General features: G+C 60.7%; 23 protein-coding genes, 1 other RNA gene and 1 riboswitch. Of the genes, 8 read left to right on the top strand and 16 right to left on the bottom strand.

Features of this window, described 5'->3' with window-relative positions:
- Positions 1 to 3 precede the first annotated feature (3 nt).
- From mraY to rsmI, 9 genes are all read right to left on the bottom strand, one after another.
- A complete protein-coding gene (gene mraY / locus HRH33_RS05565) occupies positions 4 to 1,086 on the bottom strand; it encodes a phospho-N-acetylmuramoyl-pentapeptide-transferase (protein ID WP_034137015.1) in 1,083 nt (360 codons plus the stop codon).
- Positions 1,086 to 2,456 (bottom strand): UDP-N-acetylmuramoyl-tripeptide--D-alanyl-D-alanine ligase, encoded by a 1,371-nt coding sequence (locus tag HRH33_RS05560; RefSeq protein WP_034137014.1) that lies wholly within the window; start codon positions 2,454 to 2,456, stop codon positions 1,086 to 1,088. The genes mraY and HRH33_RS05560 overlap by 1 nt, the downstream gene beginning before the upstream one ends.
- Complete coding sequence (gene murE, locus HRH33_RS05555) at positions 2,449 to 3,912, bottom strand: UDP-N-acetylmuramoyl-L-alanyl-D-glutamate--2,6-diaminopimelate ligase (protein ID WP_034137013.1); 1,464 nt, start codon at positions 3,910 to 3,912, stop codon at positions 2,449 to 2,451. Before murE ends, HRH33_RS05560 begins: the two co-directional genes overlap by 8 nt.
- A complete protein-coding gene (locus HRH33_RS05550) occupies positions 3,912 to 5,654 on the bottom strand; it encodes a peptidoglycan D,D-transpeptidase FtsI family protein (protein ID WP_167417323.1) in 1,743 nt (580 codons plus the stop codon). Before HRH33_RS05550 ends, murE begins: the two co-directional genes overlap by 1 nt.
- Positions 5,654 to 5,947 (bottom strand): cell division protein FtsL, encoded by a 294-nt coding sequence (gene ftsL / locus HRH33_RS05545; protein WP_034095956.1) that lies wholly within the window; start codon positions 5,945 to 5,947, stop codon positions 5,654 to 5,656. The genes HRH33_RS05550 and ftsL overlap by 1 nt, the downstream gene beginning before the upstream one ends.
- The gene (gene rsmH / locus HRH33_RS05540; protein ID WP_034095955.1) at positions 5,944 to 6,891 is read right to left on the bottom strand and encodes a 16S rRNA (cytosine(1402)-N(4))-methyltransferase RsmH; all 948 of its coding nucleotides are present in this window, start codon (positions 6,889 to 6,891) and stop codon (positions 5,944 to 5,946) included. Before rsmH ends, ftsL begins: the two co-directional genes overlap by 4 nt.
- Positions 6,888 to 7,343 carry a division/cell wall cluster transcriptional repressor MraZ gene (gene mraZ / locus HRH33_RS05535; RefSeq protein ID WP_003171868.1) on the bottom strand — a complete coding sequence of 152 codons (456 nt, stop codon included), beginning with the start codon at positions 7,341 to 7,343 and terminating at the stop codon, positions 6,888 to 6,890. The genes rsmH and mraZ overlap by 4 nt, the downstream gene beginning before the upstream one ends.
- Positions 7,344 to 7,698: 355 nt before the next feature.
- An RNA gene (rnpB, locus tag HRH33_RS05530) (RNase P RNA component class A) lies at positions 7,699 to 8,052 on the bottom strand.
- Between the two features lie 96 nt (positions 8,053 to 8,148).
- On the bottom strand, positions 8,149 to 9,021 hold the full coding sequence (rsmI, locus tag HRH33_RS05525; RefSeq protein WP_167417324.1) for a 16S rRNA (cytidine(1402)-2'-O)-methyltransferase: 873 nt from the start codon (positions 9,019 to 9,021) through the stop codon (positions 8,149 to 8,151).
- Positions 9,022 to 9,242: 221 nt separating this feature from the next.
- Here rsmI and HRH33_RS05520 point away from each other — a divergent pair, with 221 nt between their 5' ends.
- From HRH33_RS05520 to HRH33_RS05505, 4 genes are all read left to right on the top strand, one after another.
- On the top strand, positions 9,243 to 11,054 hold the full coding sequence (locus HRH33_RS05520; RefSeq protein WP_167417284.1) for a penicillin-binding protein activator: 1,812 nt from the start codon (positions 9,243 to 9,245) through the stop codon (positions 11,052 to 11,054).
- A complete protein-coding gene (locus HRH33_RS05515; RefSeq protein ID WP_034111801.1) occupies positions 11,054 to 11,425 on the top strand; it encodes a YraN family protein in 372 nt (123 codons plus the stop codon). Before HRH33_RS05520 ends, HRH33_RS05515 begins: the two co-directional genes overlap by 1 nt.
- A gap of 92 nt (positions 11,426 to 11,517) precedes the next feature.
- Entirely contained in the window at positions 11,518 to 12,111 is a 594-nt protein-coding gene (locus HRH33_RS05510; RefSeq protein ID WP_007904374.1) for a phosphoheptose isomerase, read from the top strand.
- Positions 12,108 to 12,689, top strand: a complete 582-nt coding sequence (locus tag HRH33_RS05505; protein ID WP_012722284.1) for a BON domain-containing protein — start codon at positions 12,108 to 12,110, stop codon at positions 12,687 to 12,689. The genes HRH33_RS05510 and HRH33_RS05505 overlap by 4 nt, the downstream gene beginning before the upstream one ends.
- Before the next feature lie 68 nt (positions 12,690 to 12,757).
- On the opposite strand, the gene HRH33_RS05500 is transcribed toward HRH33_RS05505, so the two are convergent.
- Positions 12,758 to 13,525, bottom strand: a complete 768-nt coding sequence (locus tag HRH33_RS05500) for a YiaD family glycine zipper/OmpA-like lipoprotein (protein ID WP_034095952.1) — start codon at positions 13,523 to 13,525, stop codon at positions 12,758 to 12,760.
- Between HRH33_RS05500 and HRH33_RS05495 the strand changes: the two genes are divergently transcribed.
- Complete coding sequence (locus tag HRH33_RS05495) at positions 13,524 to 13,691, top strand: hypothetical protein (protein WP_167417285.1); 168 nt, start codon at positions 13,524 to 13,526, stop codon at positions 13,689 to 13,691. The genes HRH33_RS05500 and HRH33_RS05495 overlap by 2 nt on opposite strands.
- Positions 13,692 to 13,732: 41 nt before the next feature.
- Here the strand turns inward: HRH33_RS05495 and HRH33_RS05490 are convergent, their stop codons facing one another.
- The 6 genes from HRH33_RS05490 to HRH33_RS05465 form a co-directional block, all read right to left on the bottom strand.
- On the bottom strand, positions 13,733 to 14,377 hold the full coding sequence (locus HRH33_RS05490; RefSeq protein ID WP_167417286.1) for an MBL fold metallo-hydrolase: 645 nt from the start codon (positions 14,375 to 14,377) through the stop codon (positions 13,733 to 13,735).
- Positions 14,378 to 14,494: 117 nt separating this feature from the next.
- A complete protein-coding gene (locus HRH33_RS05485; protein ID WP_167417287.1) occupies positions 14,495 to 17,224 on the bottom strand; it encodes a winged helix-turn-helix domain-containing protein in 2,730 nt (909 codons plus the stop codon).
- Between the two features lie 313 nt (positions 17,225 to 17,537).
- Entirely contained in the window at positions 17,538 to 18,902 is a 1,365-nt protein-coding gene (locus HRH33_RS05480; RefSeq protein ID WP_034095949.1) for a DUF1329 domain-containing protein, read from the bottom strand.
- Positions 18,903 to 18,930: 28 nt separating this feature from the next.
- On the bottom strand, positions 18,931 to 20,790 hold the full coding sequence (locus tag HRH33_RS05475; protein WP_034095948.1) for a DUF1302 domain-containing protein: 1,860 nt from the start codon (positions 20,788 to 20,790) through the stop codon (positions 18,931 to 18,933).
- 328 nt (positions 20,791 to 21,118) lie between these two features.
- Entirely contained in the window at positions 21,119 to 22,801 is a 1,683-nt protein-coding gene (locus HRH33_RS05470; RefSeq protein WP_123480682.1) for a fatty acid--CoA ligase, read from the bottom strand.
- 166 nt (positions 22,802 to 22,967) lie between these two features.
- Entirely contained in the window at positions 22,968 to 23,600 is a 633-nt protein-coding gene (locus HRH33_RS05465) for a LysE family translocator (protein ID WP_034095946.1), read from the bottom strand.
- 84 nt (positions 23,601 to 23,684) lie between these two features.
- On the opposite strand from HRH33_RS05465, the gene HRH33_RS05460 reads away from it, so the two are divergent.
- The 3 genes from HRH33_RS05460 to HRH33_RS05450 all read left to right on the top strand — a co-directional run bounded on the left by HRH33_RS05460 (position 23,685) and on the right by HRH33_RS05450 (position 26,524).
- The gene (locus HRH33_RS05460) at positions 23,685 to 24,650 is read left to right on the top strand and encodes a 2-hydroxyacid dehydrogenase (protein WP_167417288.1); all 966 of its coding nucleotides are present in this window, start codon (positions 23,685 to 23,687) and stop codon (positions 24,648 to 24,650) included.
- Positions 24,651 to 24,680: 30 nt separating this feature from the next.
- Entirely contained in the window at positions 24,681 to 25,679 is a 999-nt protein-coding gene (locus tag HRH33_RS05455) for a methyltransferase (protein WP_167417289.1), read from the top strand.
- A gap of 50 nt (positions 25,680 to 25,729) precedes the next feature.
- A riboswitch (yybP-ykoY riboswitch) is annotated at positions 25,730 to 25,851 on the top strand.
- 88 nt (positions 25,852 to 25,939) lie between these two features.
- Complete coding sequence (locus HRH33_RS05450; protein ID WP_016978300.1) at positions 25,940 to 26,524, top strand: TMEM165/GDT1 family protein; 585 nt, start codon at positions 25,940 to 25,942, stop codon at positions 26,522 to 26,524.
- The last annotated feature ends 67 nt before the right edge of the window (positions 26,525 to 26,591 follow it).

Here is a 26,591-nt window from a genome sequence, read left to right as displayed (position 1 = left end):
TTTCTACCTCAGTTTCAGGGTGGCAAGGCCGATCAGCACCAGAATCACGGTGATGATCCAGAAGCGGACAATCACGCGCGGCTCGGGCCAGCCCTTGAGTTCAAAGTGGTGGTGAATCGGCGCCATGCGGAACACGCGGCGCCCGGTCAATTTGAAAGACGCCACCTGGATGACCACCGACAGGGTTTCCATCACGAACACACCGCCCATGATGAACAGCACGATTTCCTGGCGAACGATCACCGCGATGGTGCCCAGGGCCGCGCCCAGCGCCAATGCGCCGACGTCGCCCATGAAGACTTGGGCCGGGTAGGTGTTGAACCACAGGAACCCAAGCCCCGCGCCGATCAGCGCGCCACAGAACACGATCAGCTCGCCCGCCCCCGGTACATAAGGGATCAGCAGGTATTCAGCGAATTTCACGTTACCCGACAGGTAGCAGAAGATGCCGAGCGCACCGCCCACCATCACCGTCGGCATGATCGCCAGGCCGTCGAGGCCATCGGTGAGGTTGACGGCGTTGCTGGAGCCGACGATCACGAAGTAGGTCAGCACCACGAAACCGATGCCCAGGGGAATGCTGGCGTCTTTGAGCATGGGCAGAATCAGCGTGGTTTCCACCGCGCTTGGGGCCGTCATGTACAGGAAGATCGCCGCGCCCAGGCCGAATACCGATTGCCAGAAATACTTCCAGCGGCTTGGCAGCCCCTTGGAGTTCTTCTCGATCACCTTGCGATAGTCGTCCACCCAGCCGATGGCACCGAACAGCAGGGTCACCAGCAACACCACCCATACGTAACGGTTATTCAGATCAGCCCACAGCAAAGTGCTGACACCGATGGACGACAGGATCAGCGCGCCGCCCATGGTCGGCGTGCCGGATTTGGACAGGTGCGACTGCGGGCCGTCATTGCGAACCGATTGACCAATTTGCAGGTTCTGCAGGGTGCGGATCATCCACGGCCCGAGGAACAGCGACAAACACAACGCGGTCAGCACACCTAGAATCCCGCGCAGGGTCAGGTACTGGAAGACCGCGAAGCCTTTGTGGAACTGTTGCAGATACTCAGCCAGCAGCAGCAGCATTAATGTTTCTCCGTACTTGAGCCACACAAGGCCACGACGACGTTTTCCATCACCGCGCTGCGCGATCCCTTGATCAAAATGGTTGTGTTTTTATCGTGTTCGGCCGCGCCGATGGCCTGGATCAACTCGGCTTGACTGGCGAAATGCCTGGCACCGGGGCCGAAGGCGACGACGGCGTGGGCCATGTTCGGACCGACGGCGTACAACGCATCGACTTTGCCCGCCGCGTAGGCACCGACTTCGCGATGCCCCTGCTCGGCCCAGTCGCCCAGTTCGCCGATATCGCCCAGCACCAGCACCTTGCGCCCGGCGAACCCTTTGAGCAGGTCGACCGCAGCGTTGATGGAAGAGGGGTTGGCGTTATAGGTGTCGTCGATCACGCGCATACCGTTGATGGCCAACTGCGCCACGGTGCGGCCCTTGACGGGTTGCACAGCGCCCAGCCCCGTGGCGATACCGAACAGCGATATGCCCAGGGCATGGGCGGCGGCGGCGGCGGCCAGGGCATTGGCAACGTTGTGATTGCCCAACAGATTCAGCTGTACGTGCTCGCTGCCTGTGGGCGTGTGCAAGGTGAACGACGGACAACCCCGTGCATCCACCGAGATGTCGGATGCGTGGAAATCCGCCGCTGCATTCAGCACAGCAAAGGTCAGGACCTTGCGGCCGGCGGCGCGGACACGCCAGGTCTCGAAGGCTTTGTCGTCCAGGTTCAGCACCGCCGTGCCCGAAGCGTCCAGGCCCTCAAGAATTTCGCCTTTGGCTTCGACGATCTTTTCCGGACCGCCGAATTCACCGACGTGAGCGGTACCGGCGTTGTTGATGATCGCGACATGAGGCTTGGTCAATGCGACGGTGTAGGCGATTTCGCCGATGCGCGAGGCACCCAGTTCGATCACCGCCGCCGTGTGTTCCGGGGCCAGTTCGAGCAGGGTCAGCGGCGCGCCGAAATCATTGTTCAAGTTGCCACGGGTAGCGAGTACCGGGCCACGGGTGCGCAAGACACCGGCGAGCAGTTCCTTGACCGTGGTCTTGCCGCTGGAACCGGTGATGGCAGCCACGGGCTTATCGAACGCGGCACGGTTGAGTGCGCCCAGTTGGCCCAGGGCCAAGCGGGTATCGGCAACCAGCAACTGCGGCAGGCTCGACTCCGGCACTTCGCGCTGCACCAAGGCCCCCACGGCGCCTTTGGCGGCGACGTCATTCAGGTAGTCGTGGCCATCAAAGCGCGGGCCGGCCAGCGCAACAAACAGTTGTCCTGGCTGGATGGCACGGCTGTCGATGCTGACACCGTCGAAGCGGCAGTCGCTCGACAACATGCGGCCCGACAGGGCTTGGGTCAGCTCACTGAAGCGCATCGGCTTAAGCATGGGCAACCTCCCAGGCGCTCAAGGCATGATCAGCCTCGACCAGATCGGAAAAGGCATGCCGCTCGCCGTTGATTTCCTGATAGTCCTCGTGGCCTTTACCGGCCAGTACCACCACATCGTCGGCGCTGGCGCCGGCGATCAGTTGGGCGATGGCGGCACCGCGGCCGGCAACGAAGGTGGCCTTGGATACGTCTTTGAAGCCTGCACGGATATCGTCGAAGATCTGGCTCGGGTTCTCGCTGCGCGGGTTGTCATCGGTGACCAACACACCGTCAGCCAGACGTTCAACAATCTCGGCCATCAGCGGGCGCTTGCCGCGATCACGATCACCGCCGCAGCCGAACAGGCACAGTAATTTGCCCTTGGCGTGGGGGCGCAGCGCTTCGAGGACTTTTTCCAGGGCGTCCGGCGTGTGGGCGTAATCGACCACCACCAACGGCTGTTTGCCGCCACCCAGACGCTGCATACGGCCGGCCGGGCCTTCCAGCTTCGGCAGTACTTTTAAAATTTCGTCCAGGGCGTAGTCCAGGCCCAGCAATGCGCCGATGGCAGCCAGTACGTTGCTCAGGTTGAACCGGCCGAGCAATGTACTGCGCAGGTGATGTTCGCCCTGAGGCGTCACCAGGGTGGCACGCACGCCTTCGTCGTTGAACTGGGCTTCGCGGCAATACAGGTAGGCACTTGAATCGTGCAGGCTGTAGCTGATCAGGCGCGCTTCGCTGTCTTCGGCGGCCAATTGGCGACCGAAGTCATCGTCCAGGTTCACCACCCGGCACTTGAGATCATTCCAGGCGAACAGCTTGGCCTTAGCGGCGGCGTAAGCCTCCATGGTGCCGTGGTAATCCAAATGGTCGCGGGACAGGTTGGTCATCACCGCCACATCGAACGCCAGGGCGCTGACGCGGCCTTGATCCAGCCCGTGGGACGAGACTTCCATGGCCACGGCCTTGGCACCGGCCTTTTTCAGGTCGGCCAGGGTCGCTTGCACGGCAATCGGGTTCGGGGTGGTGTGCAGGCCGCTTTGCAGCGCGCCATAGAAACCGGTCCCCAGGGTGCCGACAATCCCGCAATGCTGGCCCAGCAGGTCAAGGGCCTGGGCAACCAATTGGGTCACGCTGGTCTTGCCATTGGTACCGGTAACGCCCACTAGGTTGAGGTGGCGGCTAGGTTCGCCATAAAAACGCCCGGCGATATCCGACAGTTGCTTGGCCAGCCCCTTGACCGGAATCAGCGGCACGTCGGTGATCGGCAGCACGGTGGCGCCTTCGGCTTCATAAGCCACGGCGGCGGCACCACGTTGCAACGCATCGGCAATGTGTGCACGGCCGTCAAGCTTGCCACCCGGCACGGCCAGGAACAGGTCACCGGCACGTACATTGCGGCTGTCCAGAGTCAGCTCACGAATCAATAGGTCGCGACCGGCGTGGGCGAAGATCTTGTTCAAACTCAGAGACATCAGCCGCGCCCTCCATTGGCTTTTGCGGCAGCGGCCGGTGGCCCGGCGTTCGCTTGTTGGGTGGGCGGCAGGTTGTCCGGGGTGATGTTCATCAAGCGCAGGGTGCCGGACATCACTTTGCTGAACACCGGCGCGGAGACCAGGCCACCGAAATATCCAGCCTTACTCGGTTCATCGATCACCACGACGATGGCGTAGCGCGGATCGCTCATTGGGCCGAAGCCAGCGAACAGCGAACGGTACGAGTTCTCGGCGTACCCCTTGGTACCCACCGACGTCTTACGCGCGGTACCAGATTTGCCGGCTACGTGATACGCCGGCACCTGAGCACGGAATACACCGCGCGGCGCCTCGATCACTTGCTGCAGCATGCCCTGCATGGTTTTGGCGACATTCTCCGGGATCACCTGGGTCGCTTTCGGCGCTTCATCGACGTGGATCAGGCTCAACGGCACCATGCGGCCATTGTTGGCCAGCACAGAGAAGGCGTGAGCCAGTTGGATTGCAGTCACCGACAGGCCATAGCCGTAGGACAAGGTGGCGGTCTCGGCTTTTTTCCAGTCGCGGTAGTTCGGCAGGTTACCGACACGCTCGCCCGGGAAGTCCAGGCCGGTGGGTTGGCCCAGGCCAATCTTCTGCGCCAGGTGGTAGATGGTTTCGCCGCCGATATCGAAGGCAACTTTACTCATGCCCACGTTACTGGAGTTGATCAGGATGCCGGTCAGATCCAGCACCGGACCTTCGGTACGGGAAACGTCACGAATGGTGTACTTGCCCAACTGCAGCGTGCCCGGGTAGACCTCGACCTTGTCGCTGGGCTTCCAGCGCCCGGTTTCGAGGGCGGCACTCATGGAGATGGCTTTCATGGTCGAACCCGGCTCGAACACGTCGATCATGGCGCGGTTGCGCATCATCGCCGGTTGCAGGTTGCGACGGTTGTTGGGGTTGTAGGTGGGCTGGTTGACCATGGCAAGGATTTCGCCGGTCTTCACGTCCATGATCACCAGGCTGCCGGCCTTGGCGCCGTTTTCGATGATCGCGTTACGCAACTCACGGTTGGCCAGGTATTGCAAACGCAGGTCAATCGACAACGCCAAGGGCTTACCGGCCTTGGCGTTTTTGGTGACCTGGACATCCTTGATCAGCCTGCCGCGCCGATCCTTGATGACTTGTCGCTTGCCGGGAACCCCAGCAAGCCATTCATCGTAGGCCAGTTCCACACCTTCGCGGCCGTGGTCATCGATGTCGGTGAAACCCACCATGTGGGCGGTGGTTTCACCGGCCGGGTAGAAACGACGGAATTCCTCGATACCGTAGACACCGGGGATCTTAAGGTCGAGCACCTGCTGGCCCTGCTCAGGGGTCAGACCGCGCACCAGATAGATGAACTCTTTATTGGCCTGGGCTTCCAGACGCTCAGTCAGGGCCTTGGGGTCTTGGCCAAGGGCGGTGGCTAGGGCCGGCCAGCGGTCCTTGGCGACTTGCAGTTCCTTGGCATTAGCCCAGAGGGTGGTCACTGGCGTGCTGACAGCCAAGGGTTCGCCGTTGCGGTCGGTGATCAGGCCACGGTGCGCAGGAATAGGAATATGACGCAGACTGCGGGCATCGCCCTGACCGATCAGGAAGTCGCGATCGACCACTTGCAGATCAACGATGCGCCAGGCGATCGCCCCCACCATCAGCGCCAGCAAACCGAGCACCAGGCGGAAGCGCCATGGGTACAGTGCGCCTTCGAGCTTCATCATGGCGCCACCATCCGCACGTCAGCCGCGCTCGGGATGTGCATTTTCAGTTGCTCGGTGGCCAGCACTTCGATACGACTGTGGGCCGTCCAGGTACTTTGCTCCAGGATCAACCGGCCCCACTCGGCTTGGGCTTTGTCACGCACACTCAACTCCCCATATAGAGTGTTGAGCAGTTGGCGGTTCCAGTGGGCGCTGTAGGACACCGCAATCGCGGACACCAGTACGCCGATGAACAGCAGCAACATAAAGAAGCTGCCGCCCGGGAGGGGCTTGGCGAAAAGCTTGCTCACCGCAGCTTCTCCGCAACACGCATCACAGCACTGCGGGCACGCGGGTTGGCCTTGAGTTCAGCTTCGGAAGCGAACTGCGCTTTGCCATGGATTTTGATTTTCGGCACAAAAGCTTCGAACCGTACCGGCAGGTTGCGCGGCAGGTTGTCGGACTCGCCCTTGACCAGGCGGCGCATAAACAGTTTAACGATACGATCTTCCAGAGAGTGGAAGCTGATCACCACCAGGCGACCGCCCACTTCCAGCGCATCGAGGGCAGCCTCCAGGCCGGCCTCAAGATCGCCCAGTTCGTTATTGACGTGGATACGCAGGCCCTGGAATGCACGGGTTGCCGGGTTCTTGCCCTTTTCCCAGGCGGGGTTGGCGACTTTCAGCACTTCGGCCAGGTCGGCGGTGCGCTCGAACGGCTGGATTTCGCGGCGCTCAACCACGGCACGAGCCATGCGACCGGCGAAGCGCTCTTCACCATACTCCTTGAATACACGGGCGATTTCTTCCACCGGTGCGGTGGCGATGAACTGTGCGGCACTGACGCCCCGGGTGGGGTCCATGCGCATATCGAGCGGGCCGTCGTTCATGAAGCTGAAGCCGCGCTCCGGGTCATCGAGCTGTGGAGAAGAAACGCCCAAGTCGAGTAGCACCCCGGCCACCTTGCCTGCCATGCCGCGCTCCGCCACTTCGGCACCCAGCTCGGCAAAGCTGCGCTGCACAACGACAAAGCGGCCGTCTTCGGCCGCTAGCGCTTGCCCGGTGGCAATCGCTTGAGGGTCTTTGTCGAACCCGAGGAGTTTCCCATCCGGCCCGAGCTGACTGAGAATCAGCCGGCTGTGCCCGCCCCTGCCGAACGTGCCATCCAAATAGCAGCCATCCGCGCGTACGGCGAGAGCCTCAACGGCTTCGTCAAGCAGTACGGTGATGTGGTTAAAGCCGCTATCAATAGTCACAGGATCAAATCACGCAGTTCGTCAGGCATGGCGCCCGGTTGTTGAATAGCAGCCAGGTCAGCTGCAGAAACAGCATCCCAGGCATCTTCGTCCCACAATTGGAACTTGTTCAGTTGGCCGACCAACATGGCCCGCTTATCGAGCTTGGCGTACTCGCGCAGACGCGGTGGCACCAGGAAACGACCGCTGCCATCGAGCTCGAGGTCGACGGCATTGCCGATCAGCAAACGCTGCAGGCGGCGGTTCTCTTCGCGTAATGAAGGCAAGGCGCGCAACTTGGTTTCAATCAGCTCCCACTCGTCGAGGGGGTAAACACATAAACAAGGGTCAACGGCATCAATAGTGATGATCAACTGGCCGGAACTTCTCGAAATCAGCTCGTCGCGATACCGGCTCGGCATAGCGAGACGGCCCTTTGCGTCGAGACTGATAGCGTTAGCTCCGCGAAACACAGATGCGTTTCTCCAAATTTTAGCGTTTTACGTTCAAAAAACCCACTTTGTGCCACTTTCCGCCACTTGCGCACACTATAGGAATGCGCCCACCACACCGTCAAGGCACGGATTCAAGGAAAAGCCTTACAGAACGGAGATTTAGGAGCGTAAAAGGAGGAGAAACCAGAGTTCGGCGATAATTTTGACCCAACAAGCACAGCAAGCTCATAGAGCTATTGCTTGAAGTTAAAGTAATTTATTAAGAGTAAGATTTTTTTGGTATTACGAAGATGCATCTGCCAATGATTTGGCAGGGAGGGATTCTTGCGTTACTACCGGTTTTCTGCCCGAGATTCGGATAGAGGGAAATAAGGTGGAGAGTCGATCTATAAGCCGGGTTCTGTCTTGAACAGTCATTCGTCTACGATGGCCATCACTGGACATCTTTAGCAACCTACCCGGTCCCAGCGCGGGCCACGCCTTGGGACCCTATTTGGTCTTGCTCCAAGTGGGGTTTACCTAGCCACGAACTGTTGCCAGTCGTGCGGTGCGCTCTTACCGCACCTTTTCACCCTTACCGGCACCGAAGTGCTTAGGCGGTTATTTTCTGTGGCACTTTCCGTAGGCTCACGCCTCCCAGGCATTACCTGGCACTTCGCCCTATGGAGCCCGGACTTTCCTCCCCCCCCTAATTTTCATAGAGGGCAGCGACTGTCCAATCGACTCTCCGCCGCGCAGGTTAACGGCACGACGGCCTCAGGACAAGTATTAAAAGTACCCGACTGCCATCACCATCGGACGAAATGCTGCATTCAACCCGGAACTATTCGGCTTTCTGTTTATCCAGCGCCACTTGATACAGGACGTTCTTACGCACGCCGGTAATTTCCGCCGCCAGAGCCGCAGCCCGCTTGAGAGGCATCTCCTTGAGCAGCAAGTCCAGCACGCGCATGGCCTCGCTGCCGACGGCATCCTCGCTTTCCGGTGCCGTCCAGCCCGCCACCAGCACCACACACTCACCACGCTGTTGATTGCTGTCGCCTTCGACAAAGGCACGCAGCGCTTCCAGGGGCAGGCCTTTGAGGGTTTCGAAGGTTTTGGTCAGCTCACGCGCCAGCAACGCAAGACGCTCCCCGCCGAACACCAGCTCCATATCCTGCAGACATTCCAAGATGCGGTGCGGGGCTTCGTAAAAAATCAGCGTGCGCGGTTCTTCTTTCAACGCTTCAAGGCGCGCACGACGCCCAACGGCCTTGGCGGGCAGGAAACCCTCGAAGATAAAACGATCGGATGGCAGGCCAGCCGCTGACAGAGCCGCGATCAGCGCGCACGCCCCCGGAACAGGCACTATATTGATGCCTGCAGCGCGCGCTTGGCGGACGAGATGATATCCAGGGTCGGAGATCAGCGGCGTGCCGGCATCGGAGATCAACGCCACGTCATCGCCGGCCAGCAGACGCACGATAAAACGGCTGCCCTCTTCGCGCTCGTTGTGTTCGTGACAGGCGGCCAGAGGAGTACTGATGCCAAAATGCTGCATCAACCGCTGGGAGTGGCGAGTATCTTCCGCCGCGATCAATTTAACGTCGCGCAACACTTTCAATGCGCGGGCACTGATGTCGTCCAGGTTGCCAATGGGCGTCGCCACGACAAAAAGCGAGCCTGCAGTGGAATTCAGGGAACCTGGAGCAGTCAAAACGCACACCTCGATGAATGGCAAAAAAATCCATTGTAGCGCGTAGATGCCTCGAAAATATGCCATCGAAACCGATGATGTTTCAGCCATCAATGGTCAGCAGCGCACAATCAGCAACATTTGCACGACCTAAATCGACGGTTTCACGCCAGTAACATCGCGCCTGGGCCAGTGCTTGGGTACAATTCCACGCTAATTTGATCGGTATCAGGAACACTTACATGATCGCTTGTCTGCGGCTGCTCTCCGCCCTCTGCCTCGCTGCCTTACTGGCCGCCTGTGCCAGCTCGCCCTCGTCCAGCCTTGGCGACCTCCCCCGGACCCCGGACGCCAGTATCGAGCAACTGCTCGAACAGGCCACGACCGCCAAGACGCCAGAAAAGGCGGCATTATTGCGCTTGAGCGCGGCGGACATGGCCTATCACCAGAACAACCCTGGCCGCTCGTCGCAGATTCTTGCCCAAGTGCCCCTGGACGCTCTCAAACCGGCCGCACAAGTATTCGCCAGCACCCTGGCCGCCGAACTGGCCATGACCCGCAACCAGCCGAAGGCCGCGTTGACCGCCCTGAGCCACCCGAGCCTGCAGAGCCTCAATGACTTGCCGGCCGAACAGCAGATTCGCACCGGCACCGTGCATGCCCGTGCTTACGAGGCCGACGGCCAGACCCTGGCCGCCGCCCGCGAGCGTGTCGCCATGGCGCCATTGCTGACCGGCGACGCCGCCCATAGCAACCATGAAGCCATCTGGGTCCTGATTGCCGCCGTGCCGGCCGACCAACTGCAAGCCAGCGGCAACCCGGTGCTCGACGGCTGGATCACCCTGGCGCAGTCGGTCAAGGCCGCCGGCACCCTGGAGCAACAGCAGGCCGCTATCGATACCTGGCGCGCGCAGAACCCGAACCATCCGGCAGCGTTGCAATTGCCGACCCCACTGATCAAGCTCAAGGAGCTGGCCAGCCAACCCCTGAACAAGATCGCCGTGCTGTTGCCACAGGACGGCCCGCTGGCTTCTGTCGGCAAGGCGTTGCGCGAAGGCTTCATGGCGGCTCACTACCAGGCCGAACAGGCCGGGCAAAAGCCGCCGGTCATCGAGTTCTATGACAGTTCCCGCCTGACCTCCATCGACGATTTCTATGCCAAGGCCCAGGCCGCCGGCGTGCAACTGGTGGTCGGTCCGTTGGAGAAGCCACTGGTCAAACAGCTCAGCGCGCGCCCTCAATTGCCGATCACCACCTTGGCGCTGAACTACAGCGAAACCGATCAAGCACCACCGCAGTTGTTCCAGTTCGGCCTGGCCGCCGAAGACGAAGCCCGCGAAGTATCGCGTCGTGCCCGTGCCGATGGCCTGCACCGCGCTGCCGCCATGGTGCCGCGTGGCGAATGGGGTGAGCGGGTCTACAAAGCCTTCCGTCAGGATTGGGAAGCTCATGGCGGTACGGTGATGGGTGTGGAATACGTGGACCAGCCGGTCGCCCTGGCCCAGCAAATTGCCGACCTGTTCCAACTGCGTAAAAGCGAAGGCCGCGCCAAGAGCCTGCAAAACACGGTGGGGACCGATGTGGCGGCACAACCTTCGCGTCGCCAGGACATCGAGTTCATCTTCCTGGCCGTGACCCCGCAACTGGCCCAGCAGATCAAACCGACCCTGAACTTCCAGTACGCCGGCGACGTGCCCGTGTATGCGACGTCCCACGTATTCAGCGCCAGCGGCGACAAGAACCAGTACCTGGACATGACCAACGTGATGTTCTGTGAAACCCCTTGGCTGCTCAACACCACCGACCCGCTGCGCAACCAGGTCGCCGCGCAATGGCCACAAGCCAATGGCAGCCTCGGGCGTCTCTACGCGATGGGCGTGGATGCCTATAGTCTGGCGCCACGCCTGGGCCAGCTCAAGGCGCTGCCGGACACTCGGATTGACGGTCTCTCGGGCAACCTGGGAATCAGCGGCAACCAACGCGTAGATCGCCAGATGCCGTGGGCGAAGTTCGTCGGTGGTCAGATCCAGCGCCTGCCGGACACCCCGCGCTGATGCCCGAGCGGTCCCGTGCGCAAAGCGGCAAGGATGCCGAACTTCAAGCTCTGAACTACCTGCAACAACAGGGTCTGCGCCTTTTGGCGCAGAACTGGTTATGTAAACGCGGCGAGCTTGATCTGGTCATGCTTGACGGCGATACAGTAGTATTCGTCGAAGTCCGCTACAGAAAACACGCACAATGGGGTGGCGCGCTCGCCAGTATCGACGGGCGCAAGCGTCAGAAGCTAATACTCGCCGCGCAGTTTTTCCTGCAAGAAGAGCATCGCTGGGCCGACGCCCCCTGCCGTTTCGATGTGGTTGCCATAGAAAGCACACCGTCGGGTACCGCTGATCTGAACTGGCTCCCGAACGCCTTCGACAGCTGATTCGCCGGACATCTTCACCACACACTTTTGCTCTTTGCTTTGCGGGCTGCACATTCCTGTGCCAAACAGCCGCGCTACTTAAGGTCACACAGATGGACATGCAATCCCGAATTCGCCAGCTTTTCCAGGCCAGCATCGACACCAAGCAACAGGCGATGGACGTACTTGCACCGCACATCGAGCAAGCCAGTCAGGTCATGGTCAATGCCTTGCTCAACGAAGGCAAAATGCTTTCGTGCGGCAATGGCGGTTCGGCCGGCGACGCCCAGCACTTTTCCTCCGAGCTGCTCAACCGCTTCGAGCGCGAGCGGCCGAGCCTGCCGGCCATCGCCCTGACCACCGACTCGTCGACGATTACCTCGATCGCCAACGATTACAGCTACAACGAAATCTTCTCCAAGCAGATCCGCGCCCTGGGCCAACCGGGCGATGTGCTGCTGGCGATTTCCACTAGTGGCAACTCGGCGAATATTATTCAAGCGATCCAGGCCGCACATGATCGCGAAATGATTGTCGTAGCATTGACCGGACGCGATGGCGGCGGCATGGCCTCGTTGCTGCTGCCTGAAGATGTGGAGATCCGCGTTCCGGCCAATGTCACCGCACGTATCCAGGAAGTCCACCTGCTGGCGATCCACTGCCTGTGCGATCTGATCGACAGCCAACTGTTCGGGAGTGAAGAATGACCGTTAACCGCCTCAGCCTTTTGGCCATCACGCTGTGCCTCGCCATCAGCGGCTGCAGCACGGCAATCACCGCGACACGTGACACCCCCATCCAGGACGACAAGGGCACGCGCACCTTCGGCAGCAAGATCGACGACTCACTGATCGAAACCAAGGTCGAGGTCAACGTCGCCAAGGCCGCGCCGGACCTCGGCAATGGCGCCTCGCGCATCGTCGTCACCAGCTTTAATGGCGTGGTGCTGCTGGCTGGCCAGACACCTCGCGCCGACCTCAAGGCTCAGGCCGAACAAGCCGCCGCGGCCGTGCAGCGCGTGAAGAAGGTTCACAACGAATTGCAGGTGATGGACCCGATCACCCTGCTGGCGATCAGTAACGACGCGCTGCTGACGACCAAAATCAAGGCCCAGATGCTGACAGACAACGCCATCCCAGGCTCGCGCATCAAGGTCGTCACCGATAACGGCATCGTCTACCTGATGGGCTTGCTGACCCAGGCGGAAGCCACTCGCGCGGCCAACCTGGTGCAAGGCGTATCCGGCGTACAGAAGATTGTGAAAGTGTTCGAGTACATCGACTGAAGTAAATGCCGCCCACTAAAAAGGGCGCCGTGCATGGATTGCACGGCGCCCTTTTTAATGCCTGCTGTTTATTGGTACTGCTGGTATGGATTGCCCTGGAACTGATTATTTTGCTGAGGAGCCTGCTGGCCCGGCTGACCGTATTGCTGGCCAGGGATCGGACCGAGGTTGACCTCCACGCGACGGTTCTGGGCGCGGCCATTGACGTCGGCGTTACTGGCAATCGGGTTATCCGGGCCGGCACCGCGAGCGCTCAGGTTGGCCGGGCTCACGCCTTGGGAGGTCAGATAATTAGCCACGCTCTGAGCACGGCGTTGGGACAGGTCCATGTTCAGTTGGCGGCTACCGGTGCTGTCGGTATAGCCCACAATCTGGATGGTGTTTTGATTGAACTGCTTGAGCGAGTTGGCCAGGTTGTTCAGCGGCTGGTAAAAGCTGCTGGAGATCGCGTCTGAGTTAGTCGCGAAGGTGATGTTACCCGGCATGATCAATTTGATCTGATCCCCCTGGCGCTGCACCTCAACCCCGGTATTGGCCATGCTTTCGCGCAGTTTCTTTTCCTGCTGGTCGGCGTAGTAGCCATACCCGGCGGCACCTGCACCTGCCACTACCGCGCCGATCAGCGCGCCCTTACCACGGTTGTTGTGGTCAATGGCAGCGCCCGCCAATGCCCCGGCCAGGGCACCCAGACCGCCGTATTTGGCGGTTTTGCTCATACCGCCGGATTCATTATTCGCCTGTCCCTGGCTGCTGCCGTCATAAGGATTAGGGGAAGCGCAGCCGGACAACAAGGCTACGGCGGTAGCGACAACAAGCAGACGACGCGGAGTGAACATGAAAGAAGCTCCTACTTTTGCATTCTGTGGTGCAAAGGGCATTGGTAATGGACCTGTGCCGAGTTTGGAACGCGACAAACGGCAAAAATTCCATGACCGTTGCCGCGGCTGTAACAAAACATTGGTCACATTTGCCGCTATCAAAACCCTAGCAGACGCCTCCTGAATAGAACCTGCGTTTTCGCTTTAACGATGCACTCACTTACATCAGGCCCGAACAAACGGATTTTCACGCATCTCATCCCCCAGCCGCGTGTCCGGCCCATGGCCGGTCACCACGGTGGCGCCTTCATCCAGGGTGTACAGGCGCTGCTTGATCGAACGCACGATGGTCGCCTGGTCGCCGCCCCAGAGGTCCGTGCGCCCCACGCCACGTCGGAACAAGGTGTCCCCGGCAATCAGCAATTTGGCCTCAGCGAACCAGAAACTCATCGAGCCCGGCGTATGCCCAGGGGTGTGCAAGGCCACGCCGCAACCGCAGGCCAGTTCTTCGTCATCGGCCAGCCAGCGGTCGGGCGACGGCACCGGGGTGTAGGGCACACCAAACATCTGACATTGCATCTCCAGGTTATCCCACAAGAATTGGTCATCCTTGTGCAGATGCAGGGTGGCGCCGGTTTTCTCTTTCAATTGACCCGAAGCGAGGAAGTGATCGAGATGGGCGTGGGTATGAATGATGCTCACCACTTTCAGCCCCAGCGCATCGAGCCGCGCCAGGATCAGCTCATGATTGCCGCCTGGGTCGACCACGATGGCTTTTTTAGTGACGGGGTCGCCGATGATTGTGCAGTTGCACTGCAACGGGCCGACGGGGAAGGTTTCGCGGATGAGCGTGGGCGATGTGGTGTCCATGGGCAGTCTTCCAGTGCAAATCAATCAGGTGTCTCAGGCAGGTAGCGCCGCAACAATCGCCCTATTAAACCAGACTGGAACGCTGCGCAGACCACTCCAAGCAGGCTCGCTTAATGCTTAACCAATCAAACGCAATTCCTGCGCCCGCGCCACCGCCTGAGTGCGCCGCTCCACGCCCAACTTGCTATTGATATGGCTCGCATGGGTTTTGACCGTGTGCAGTGAAATAAACAGCCGATTGCTGATTTCCTGGTTGGAACAACCTTCGGCGATCAGTTGCAGGACCGCCAGCTCACGCGCACTGAGAGCTTCATGGGTGGGCGTGGGCGACATCGCTACTGCCTTGGGCAGCAAGGCTAGCAAGCTTTGACTCAACAAGCCGTGAGGGTCTTGGCCCAGTTGCTCGCGCATCCAATCCGGGTGGGTGTCCAACAGACGCTGAAAAGGTTGCAGCGCACCGCCTGCTCCCGCCTCCAGTGCCCGCGCCAGAATCGGGCGCGCCTTGGTTTCCTGGCCTCCCTCGAGCAGTAACTGTGCCTGCTGAGTCAAGGCCATCAGGGCGATCATCTGGCGACCGCTGTCGTGGGCTTCCTGCGCCAGTTCTTCCAGGCGCTGCAACGCGACGTCGTGCTGATGGCGCGTGGCGTCGAGAGCCGCTTGTTGCAGGCCGATATGCTGCGGCAGGTGCGGGTGAAATTCCGGCGCGGCGGCGGCGTGCTCGCCGTTGTAGGTTTGCTCCAGCCGTGCCAGCCAGGCTTCGGCCAGATCGGTGCGGCCCTGGGCCAGCCACAACTCGCACTTGATCAGAGTGATCATGGCCAGGTAGTAGATCGGCGGCACGTCCCAGATATGCATCAAGCGTTCGGCCTCGGCGAGTTCGGCGAACGCCAAAGGGAAATCACCGCGCCGCCCTTCGAAACTGGCGATCACGCAATGCCCGATTAACACACTGATATCGCGACAGGCCCGGGCTTCAGCCAATCCAGCGCGCAGGCGGACCATGCCGGCTTCGGGCTGAAACCGCACCAGCAGCAAGTAACCTTCATACAGCGAGAGGCGAGCCCGTACCGCATACAGCCGTTGAGGCGCCAGACCGTGCAGGCGCTGCAGGCCCTGGCGCACTTCGTCGAGGGAACGCAGAATTTCGCCCCGCGCTTGCAGGACCCGCGCGCGATCATAGTGGGCCAAGGCCTCGAACAGCGGGTTGCCGACGCGCTGCGCCAACTCCAACGATTCGCGATTCAAGCCGCGGGCACGCCATAAATCCCCATCGGCAATCGCCAGATTGGACAGAGTCGATAGGCACATCAGTCGCTGGCCGTAACGGCGCTGCGGCAGGCTGTCCAAGGCCTCGCTGCAATAGCGCTGGGTCAGCTCGCGATCGCCGCGACCACGGGCGATGATGCCGCTGAGCGCCAGCCACTGCGCCAGCATGGATTTTTGCGCGGTGGCCGAGGGCGCCGGCAGAAACCGACTGAGGTAGCTGGACAACTCTTGCGCCGCATCCAACTGACAGGCCAACCCCAATGCCCAGCTGTAGAGCACGATCAAGCGCGGTGTGCTGATCAGCAGGCTGTCGGGCAAGTCCATTTTCCAGCGCAGCAGCATGCCGACATTCTGCTCGGCCAGCAGTTGTTCTTCGGACAGGTTTTGCACCAGGTTCGCCGCCACATCCAGATGGCCGGCGCGCAACGCTTGTTCCACCGCCTCGTCGATCAAACCCTGGGCGTTGAACCAACGACAGGCGCGCAGGTGCAGGCTGGCGGCCGGCAGCACAGGGCTGCTTTCGCGTCGGCTGCGCAGCAGGTCGGAGAACAAATGGTGATAACGGAACCAAACGCCCTGCTCGTCCAAAGGCACTAGAAACACTTGGTGAGATTGCAGGTAACGCAGGATCTCCGCGCTGTCATGGGCTTCGCGCACGGCGTCGCACAGGTCACTGCAAAAGCGCTCCTGGGGCGCGGTGTCGAACAGAAACGCCTGCACCTCGGCCGGTAGGCAATCGATCACCTCTTCCAGCAGGTAATCGCGGATCAACCCTTCGCCGCCGTGCAGGCTCTGGGGCAAGGCACTCTCGTTGCCGGCTTCGGAGGCCGCCAGCAACCAGAAACGCAAACCGGCCACCCAGCCTTCGCTACGACGGATCAAGTTATCGAGGGCTTCGCCGCGCAAGGAGTTGCTATGGCGATCCAGCACCGCCAGGGATTCGGCATGGGTCAGGCGCAGGTCGTGTTCGTTCAGTTCCAGCAAATGCCGCGACAGCCGCAGGCGCGCCAGATGCCAGTCCGGGCGCTGGCGGCTGGTCACCAGCACTACCAGGCCATCGGGCAAATGGTTGAGGAAAAACTGCAGGCAACGGTCCAGCACCGGCCCCTGGGCCAAGTGATAGTCGTCCAGCACCAATAATAGCGGCGCGCGGGTGGACAGATGGTGGGCCAACTCATCGAGCAGGCCATCGAGCCATTCTTCAAACGCAAAGGGTTGGTGACGCTGACGCATTTTCAGCAGGCCCAGGGACTGGGCACCGAGCGGCGAGAAGTACTGTTGCAGACCTTCGAGCAGGCGCTCGAGGAAACGACCGGGGTCGCTGTCCCGTGGGCCCAAGCCCAGCCACAGGCTTTGCCAATGGGCCGGCAGGCTTTGGCAGAACTCGACCGCCAGGGAACTCTTACCGAACCCGGCCGGCGCGCTGACCAGCAACAAACGACCCTGCAATCCGGCACTCAGCCGTTCGCACAGACGGGGTCGCAGCACGTAGCCGTCAGGCAGCGGAGGCCTGTAAAAGCGAGCTTCCAGAGACGGGATCACCGCACTGGCAGGCCCTTGGATTCGGGACAGATCAGTCATCGCCGGGCTCTTATTGAAGGCTATTGTCGGCATTGCAGATGTCCGCAGACTAGCGGTAAAAGCCGCCACTTTGTAGATCTTTGCAACAATTGCCTGAAAAAGAACTGCGACAAAAAATATCGCGATAGGCAAAAAGCGGGAGGGAGCTTGCTCCCGATAACGAGGTAACAGTCAACGTAAATGCCGACTGTTATCCCGCTATCGGGGGCAAGCCCCCTCCCACCCTTTGATCGAGCTTTGCCAAATTATCATTCAATCTGGAACCCATCCCATGTGTGAGGGGGCCTGCCCCTCACACATTGGGTCGTGCAACCTAGCGCACACCATCCTGACGCAGGGCCGCCGGGGTGAATTCGCTAGTGGAGGCGGTGAAGCCGAAATCGTAGGCCTGTTTCTCTTCGTTCTTCATGCCCAGCGCCAGGTAGCGGCCGGACTGCAGGTCGTAGAGGGTTTCCAGGGCGTACCACGGCACTTGCTTGTCGTAGTAGTTCTCGGCATGGGCTTCGGCGACGCGCCACAGTTGGCCACGGCCGTCGTAGTGGTCGATCACCGCCGCTTGCCAGGTGTCTTCGTCGATGTAGAAGTCACGCTTGGCGTAGATGTGGCGCTGGCCTTCCTTCAAGGTGGCGACCACATGCCAGACGCGGCGCAGCTCGTAACGCGCCAGGTCCTGGTTGATGTGACCGGCCTTGATGATGTCGGCGTACTTGAGCTTCGGATCGTCGATCTTGTAGCTGTTGGAGGCGATGTAGATTTCTTTCTTGCCCTCCAGCTTCCAGTCATAGCGATCCGGCGCGCCGTTGTACATGTCGAGGTTGTCGGAGGTACGCAGACCGTCGGCAGCGGTGCCCGGGCCGTCATAGGACACTTGCGGCGCCCGGCGCACACGGCGCTGGCCGGCGTTGTAGACCCATGCCGAACGCGGCTCCTTCACCTGGTCCAGGGTTTCGTGCACCAGCAGCACACCACCGGCCAGGCGTGCCGGCGCGGTCACTTGCTGCTTGAAGTAGAACAGCACGTTGCCCGGGTTCTTCGGATCGAAGTCCTTCATTTTGTCGCGAAACACGAACTGGTCGCGGAAGTACACCAGGCTGTAGGAACCATTGGTTTGCGGGGTAGCCTGGGTAACCAGACGCGTCACGCTGCCGCCGCGATAGCGGGTGATGTGGTTCCAGATCACCTCGACGCCGCTTTTCGGAATCGGGAATGGCACCGCGGTTTCGAAGTTCTCCAGGCCGTTGCCACCGGACACCAGGTTGGTGGTGGTGGCGTTCTTCTTGATCGAGGCAAACACCTCGGCCGGCACGGTAGCGCCACGATGGGTCGGGTAGACCGGCATCTTGAAGGTTTCCGGGTAGCGCTTGAACATCGCGTACTGCCCCGGCGCCAGTTTGTCTTTGTACTGCTCGACATTAGCCGCGGTGATGGTGAACTGCGGCTGCTCATTGGCGTAGGGGTTGGCCAAGAAGCCACGGGCATCCACAGCGCCGGCGTTGGTCGGCATCGGCGACCATTTCGGGATAGTGCCGGCAGCGTTACCGGCCATCTCTGCGCCCATCGGCGTCAGGGTGGTACCCAGCTTGGCAGCTTCATCGGCCGAGACCGCCGCCATGACGTTGCTCGCCAGGATCGACAGCCCCAGCACACCTACGTGCAACAGACTTTTAGTTATTTTCATATTCCGGTCTTCCTGAAATTCAGTGTGCTTAGAAGTTCGCGCCGACGCTCAGGGCGACAAAATCACGGTCATCCACGGTGCTGAACTTGCCGCCGAAGAAGTTGGTGTAGGCCAGGCTTGCGGTGTAGGTGTTCTGGTATTCGGCATCCAGCCCCAGGCTGACCGCTTTGCGACCTTCTTCGAAGTTACCGCCAGGGCCTGGCGAGTAGCCCTTCACGTCGTGGGACCACGCCACGTTAGGCTTGAGGTTCACACCGGCGAACACATCCGGGTATTCCCAGATGGCGCGAGCGCGATAGCCCCAGGAGGTGGCGGTGGTGAAGCCATCGTTGTTGCAGTTGGTGTTCAAGCCTGAGGCGTTGGGCAAGCCAGCGCCATTGGCGGTGGACAGGTTAAGCCTGTCGCAGAAGCCACCTGGCAAGGTGCCAGGGCCGAATACCGGGTCACGGCCATAACGGGCTTGGGACTTGCTTTCCAGGCCGCCCACGTGGGTCACACCGATTTCACCGACGGTGGTCAAGCGACTCGCGCCCATCACTTGGTCGAAGAAGTGCGTGAACGTGGTCTGGAACTGGGTCACTTCCTTGCGGTTGTAACCGTGCAGGTCCTGACCTGGGGTGCCTTTGAGTACGGACGCGTTGCCAAAGCCTGGGATCGGCGTCACGCCGGCGAAGAGGATATCGGTGGTGCTCAACTGCACCGGTGCGTTGGGACGGTAGCTCAGTTCACCACTCCATGCGGTGCCTGTCGGCAACGTGGTGGAGAAGCTCAAACCGTAGAGGCGGATATCTTCCGGGTACTCGACAAAGTAATTGGAGTTACCGGCCACGACCAGTGGGCGCAAGGCGCCAAGCGGTCCCAGAGGACGGGTGTAGGCCGACGACGGCGCACCCTGCGCACTGAAAATCGGCGCACGGCTGTGGTAGTTCATGAAGTACGCGCCGAACTCGGTATCCAGCGGTTCGAAGTTGTAATGCATCGCCACGCCGAACTGTCCGCTGTCGCGAGCATCACGGTCGGGGCCACGACGGACCAGTACGCCTTCGTTGTTTACGTCCACACCCAAGGCAGTCAAGGTCGGCAAGGCTGCGCCCGGGATGGTCGAACGCTTATTCAGCACCCGCAGGTTATTGCTGCAACCATCGGAAATCACATCCGGCTGCGAGAAGAACGTACCGCAGTTATCAGTAACGGTCTGGTCCCATTCCAGCTGGTAAAACGCTTCGGCCGAGAGGTTATCGGTCAGGGTTTGCGACACGTAGAACATGTTGACCGGAATCAGGCCTTCCTTGATCTCGGCACCCGGACGACGGAACGCAGACACATCGATCGGGTTGATAGAGTTGATGCCGCCGCCGATAAAGGTGCTTTCGCCCCAGCTCACTACCTGCTTACCGAAGCGCACGCTGCCCGGCTGATCGGCAATCGCATAGTTGTGATAAACGAAGGCGTCGAGAATCTGCCCGCCGGAAGACTTGGCGCCTTCCTTGCGATTGTTGTCGCTGATGTCCTTGAACTCACGGCTTTCATCCTTGAGTTCGAAGTCGTACCAGTATTTGCCCCGCACGAATACGCCGGTGTCGCCGTACTTCAGCTCCAGGTCGTGGATACCCTTGAAGATCTTGGAGAAGGTCTCGCCGCGCTTGAAGTTCAGGTGGCCGTCATCGGACGTCTGGGACAAGCCCCGACCGCCGTTGTTGGCGCCGATCAAGTCCTTGTTGGGCTTGGCTGTCGACCAGCTCGCCCCCACGGAAAGCGACGAGTCAAAATTCCCTTCGATTTCACCGATATTGAAGCTGACGCCGAATGCGGGCCCGGCGAGCGTAGAGGCGAGGCTGACGGCCAGAGGCAATTTTGCCCGGCGCCAGAACTGGTTTACTGAGGTCATCGACGCTACTCCATGTGCATTATTGTTATGGCAGTGAGTTCTAGATGATGCGTGTAACAGCCGGAATACAACGATTCCAATGCTGCCTGGCAACTGAACCTCCGTGGCCCGAAGCGGTGCATCCTTGAAAAACTCTGAGTGGGACTATAGCCAGCAGGGGGTACGGCTTGATCCCTCTAAAGTGTGATTTGCATCACCGAGCCGTCTGCCACAGTCCTTTCGCCATGTCGGCGGGGGCCGACGCGGGAAGGATGGCTGAAAATCGGCAAATCACAAGTGAAGGCGCGAGATAGAGCATCGCCGTGCCACAGGGGCACGGCAAATCAGCTCAGAGGGTGGACAGGAACGTGCTGTTGTTGGCCTGCCATTCGATGATGTCAATGCGGATACGCTTCTTGTCGAGCTTACCGACACTGGTCTTGGGAATTTCCGTAACAACGGCGATCTGACTCGGAATCGCCCACTTGCTCAAATGGCCCAGTTCCACGAACGGTTTGAGGTGTTCCTTCAGCTCGCGGGCGCCAATTGCATGGCCTTCGCGCACCACCACCAAGGCAAACGGGCGCTCGCCCCACTGCGGGTCGGCGATGCCCACCACCGCTACTTCGCGTACCGCCGGGTGACGGCTGACCAGGTCTTCGAGGGCCAGGGACGAGACCCACTCACCGCCGGTCTTGATCACATCCTTGATGCGGTCGCGGATATCGATCACACCAAAGGCGTCCAGCGTGGCCACATCCCCGGTGTGCATCCAGCCGCCCGCCCACAACTCGGCGCCCTTTTGCGGCTCCTTGAAATACCCCTCGGTCAGCCACGGCGCGCGCAGCACAAGCTCGCCCTGGGATTCGCCATCGGCCGGCAGGAAACGACCCTCGGCGTCAATGATCGCCGCCTCCACCAACGGCCCCGGCACGCCAGCCTTGATGCGGTAGGTAATGCGCTCGTCTTCGCTGCCGGCCAGCAGTTCTTCGTTGAGGTGCGCACAGGACACCAGCGGTCCGGTCTCGGACATGCCGTACGCAGCGGTGAGTTGAATCCCACGAGCCTTGGAAGCTTCATACAGCGAACGATTCAGCGCACTGCCACCGATGACGATTTTCCAACCGGCAAAATCCACCCCCTGAGCGGCCTTGGCGTTGAGTACCATCTGCAGGATGGTCGGCACGCAATGGGAGAACGTGACCTTTTCCTTGCGCCACAGCTCCACCAGCAATTCCGGGTCGTAGCGGCCAGGGTAGACCTGCTTGAGACCGAGCATGGTAGCCACATACGGCAAACCCCAGGCATGCACGTGAAACATCGGCGTGATCGGCATGTACACGTCGTTGGTGCCCAGCAATCGCACGCTATCGACGCTGCCCATGATGGTCGCCACGCCAATGGTATGCAGCACCAGCTGGCGATGGGTGAAGTACACGCCCTTAGGGTTACCGGTGGTGCCGGTGGTATAGAACGTGGTGGCGACCGAGTGTTCGTCGAAATCCTGGAAGTCGTACTGGGGGCTGGCGGCGGCCAGCAGGGTTTCATACTCGCCCACCAGGTCAGGCAGATCGGCGGTTTTGGCTTCTCCGTCGGTGAGCAGCAGGGTCTTGTCCACGGTGGTGAGCTGCCCGGCGATGGCTTGATAGAGCCCGACAAACTCACTGTTGACCAGCACGAAGCGGTCTTCGGCGTGGTTCATGGTGTACAGGATCTGTTCCGGCGACAGGCGCACGTTGATGGTGTGGATCACCGCGCCGATCATCGGGATGGCGAACATGCATTCCAGATAGCGATGGCTGTCCCAATCCATCACCGCCACCGTGTCACCGGCCTTCACACCGGCCTCGGTCAACACATTGGCCAGGCGCGCGACGCGTTCGATCAAGGTGGGGTAGGTGTAACGCAATTTGTCACGGTAGACGATTTCCCGGGTCTTCTCGTAACGGGTGCCGGACATCAGCAGGCGCTTGATCAACAGTGGGTATTGGTACGCACCTTCGGCGGGCGGGATAACACGGGTCTGCAACATACGAATCCCTTTTATGACTGCACGGTCTTGGCTTGAAGACCTGCACTGTAGAGACGTTATGTGTGCGCTAAATCAGCCAAAGGAATGATTTGCAGACCTCAGCAAATGCTAGCTTTGCGCCAGCATTTGCACCGATTACTGGCCATGCGCACCGGGTGGGCCAATGTTATTTCATGCTGGTAAACGCCAGCTTCACACCTATGGCAATCAATACCGCGCCCATGGTCCGGTCGAACCAATGCCCCATCCGCGCAAACCCGGCGCGCACGCGTTGCTGGCTGAACAGCATCGCCACCAGGCAGAACCACAGCGCCGTCGCCACCGCCAGGTAGACGCCGTAGCCGGCCTGCACCGCCAACGGCGTGTGTGGATTGATCACCACGGTGAACAACGAGAGGAAGAACAACGTGGCCTTAGGGTTCAAGCCATTGGTCACGAAACCGGCGGTGAAAGCGCCGCGCGGGGTGCGTTCACCGGCTTCGCGGTGCAGCTCGCCCTCGGCGGCGGGTTTGGCCGGCTGGGCGCGCAGGGCTTTGAAGCCGATGTACAACAGGTAAGCAGCCGCGGCCCACTTGAGGGCGTTGAACAGCACGATGGACTGGGACACGATCAGCCCAATACCCAGCAACGAATAGCCCACATGCAGGAAAATCGCCGAACCCACGCCCAGCGCGGTCCAGGTGCCGGCGCGGCGGCCGTGGGTCACGCTCTCGCGCACGACCACGGCGAAGTCCGGTCCGGGACTGGCCACCGCCAACAAGTGAATCAAGGCTACGGTCAAAAACTCGGCGAGGTACATGCTCACTCCATTAAGTAACTGATTATTTCATCTGATAGGCTCGGCAGATTACGCCTTCGAACTCTGTCGCAAAAGGTACAGTTGATGACTGACAATCGCCACGCCGTCTTCCTTGATCACCCTTCCCTGGACTTGGGGGACCTCGACCTCAGCCAATTGCGAGACAGCTTCACAGAGTTGCAGCTGTTTTCGGACACGACGCCGCAAAATGTGTTGGAACGCCTGCTAGGTGCCCAAGTGGCCATCAGCAACAAGATCGTGCTCAACGCGCAAACCCTGGCGGCTTGCCCCGATCTCAGACTGATCCTGGTGTCGGCCACCGGTACCAACAACATTGATCTGGCCGCCGCCCGCGCCCAGGGCATCACGGTGAGCAACTGCCAGGGCTACGGCACGCCATCGGTGGCGCAGCATACGATGATGCTGCTGCTCAACCTGGCGACGCGGCTGAAGGACTATCAGCAGGATGTAGCCGCCGGCAAATGGCAAAAGGCCAAGCAATTCTGCCTGCTGGATCATCCGATCATCGAATTGGAGGGCAAAACCCTCGGCCTGCTGGGCCACGGTGAATTGGGCAGCGCCGTGGCGCGTCTGGCCGAAGCCTTTGGCATGCGCGTGGTGCTGGGCGCGATTCCGGGGCGCCCTGCCCGGGCCGACCGCGTGCCGTTGGATGAACTGCTGCCCCAGGTCGACGCGCTGACCTTGCACTGCCCGCTCAACGAGCACACCCGCCATTTGATCGGCGCCCGCGAACTGGCGCTGCTCAAGCCCGGCGCGCTGGTGGTCAATACCGCGCGCGGCGGTTTGATCGACGAGCAAGCCCTGGCCCACGCGTTGCGCAGCGGCCATCTGGGCGGCGCGGCTACCGATGTATTGAGCGTGGAGCCGCCGGTCGACGGTAATCCGCTGCTGGCCGATGATATTCCGCGCTTGATCGTCACCCCACACAATGCCTGGGGCAGCCGCGAGGCGCGCCAGCGTATCGTCGGTCAACTGGTGGAAAACGCCCGTGGCTTTTTCAGCGGTGCCCCGCTGCGGGTTGTGAGTTGATAAACTGCGCCCCTTTTCAAGGAGCAGACCATGGATCCGCGCAGTGAAGTACTGCTTCGCCAGGCCGAACTTTTTCAAGGCAACCTGCTATTGGTGGGGTTGCCCGCCGACGACTTGCTGGGGCGCCTGCCCAATGCCCATGGCTGGAGCTGGCATGCCGGCGACCAGGCGGCGCTGGACGCCCGTTTCCCCGAGCGCAGCCAGTTCGGCGTCAGCGTGCCGGAGCGTGCGTTCGACGCGGCGGTAATCTTCCTGCCCAAGTCCAAGGACCTGACCGACTACCTGCTCAAGGCCGTGGCCGCGCGCCTGCCCGGCGCCGAGCTGTTCCTGGTGGGCGAGAAAAAAGCCGGTATCGAAAGCGCCGCCAAGCAAATGATCCCCTTTGGCAAACCACGCAAGCTCGACAACGCGAGGCATTGCCAGCTGTGGCAAGTCACCGTGGCCAATGCCCCGCAGGCGGTGGCGTTGGAGAGCCTGGCACAGACCTTCGACGTACCGCTGGCCGAGGGGCCGTTGAAGGTGGTGAGCCTGCCGGGCGTGTTCAGCCACGGTCGCCTGGATCGCGGCACCGAGTTATTGCTGGCGCATCTGGATAAATTGCCGAGCGGTCACCTGCTGGACTTTGGCTGTGGGGCTGGCGTATTGGGAGCCGCAATCAAACGTCGCTACCCGCACAACACCGTCACTTTGCTCGACGTGGACGCCTTCGCCGCCGCCAGCAGCCGCCTGACCCTGGCCGCCAACGGCCTGGAAGCCGAGGTGTTGACCGGTGATGGCATCGACGCCGCGCCGATGGGATTGAATGCGATTCTGAGCAATCCACCGTTCCATGTTGGCGTGCACACTGACTATTTCGCCACCGAGAAATTGCTGCGAAAAGCGGCCAAACATCTGGCAAAAGGCGGCGAACTGCGCTTGGTGGCCAATAGCTTCCTGAAGTACCAGCCGCTGATCGAAGAGCATCTGGGCGTGTGTGCGATCAAGGCTGAAGGCAACGGTTTTCGTATCTACCGCGCCAAGCGCGGCTGATCGAGGTTTAGAAAAGAACGCTTGCCGAATGGAATTTGCCTAGGCAGAATCCGCTCCGTCCTAGGGGAGTAGTCTCCCACGAGCACCATGTTCGTCCGGCATACGTCAACATACTTGGTCAGCAGACCATGGCGTATGCGACCCAGGAGTCCGCACAGACGGACCGGGGTTTGACAAGACCTATGACACGCACACCTTACCCGGGGCGGGAAGGCTGTACGTGTCATAGCCGTGTCGACCCGCCCCTGGAAACCTACCTGATGCTGGATTCATTGCTCGTTCCCACCGCAATCGTTGCCTTGGCCGAAATCGGCGACAAGACGCAACTGCTCGCCCTCATCCTGGCCGCCCGCTTTCGCAAACCCTGGCCAATCATCGCCGGTATCGTCGCCGCCACCCTGGCCAACCACGCCGCCGCCGGTGCCGTGGGCGCCTGGTTCGGCAGTTTCTTCTCGGATGCGGTGCTGCACTGGATCCTCGCGGCCAGCTTCTGCGCCACCGCACTGTGGACCTTGGTGCCGGACAAACTCGACGATGACGAAGCCAGCACCACGCGCAAGTTCGGGCCTTTCCTGACCACGCTGATTGCGTTTTTCCTCGCGGAAATCGGTGACAAGACGCAGATCGCCACGGTGATGCTCGCCGCGCAATATCCGGAACTGTGGCTGGTGATTATCGGTACCACTCTGGGCATGCTGATTGCCAACGTGCCGGTGGTACTGGCGGGGAATTTCGCCGCAGAGAAACTGCCGCTGACGTTGATTCGCCGACTGGCCGCCTCAGCGTTTTTCATCCTGGCGATCGTGGCGGTGTACAAAGCCATGCAGAGCAGTGGCTGGATCTAAGAGTCTCAGCCTGCAAACCCAATTCAACGTGGGAGGGGGGCAAACCCTCTCCCACCGTTGGATCGTC

Source organism: Pseudomonas rhodesiae, assembly GCF_013285305.1.
Lineage (GTDB): Bacteria > Pseudomonadota > Gammaproteobacteria > Pseudomonadales > Pseudomonadaceae > Aquipseudomonas > Aquipseudomonas rhodesiae.
This window is presented reverse-complemented; position numbering and strand designations above follow the sequence as displayed.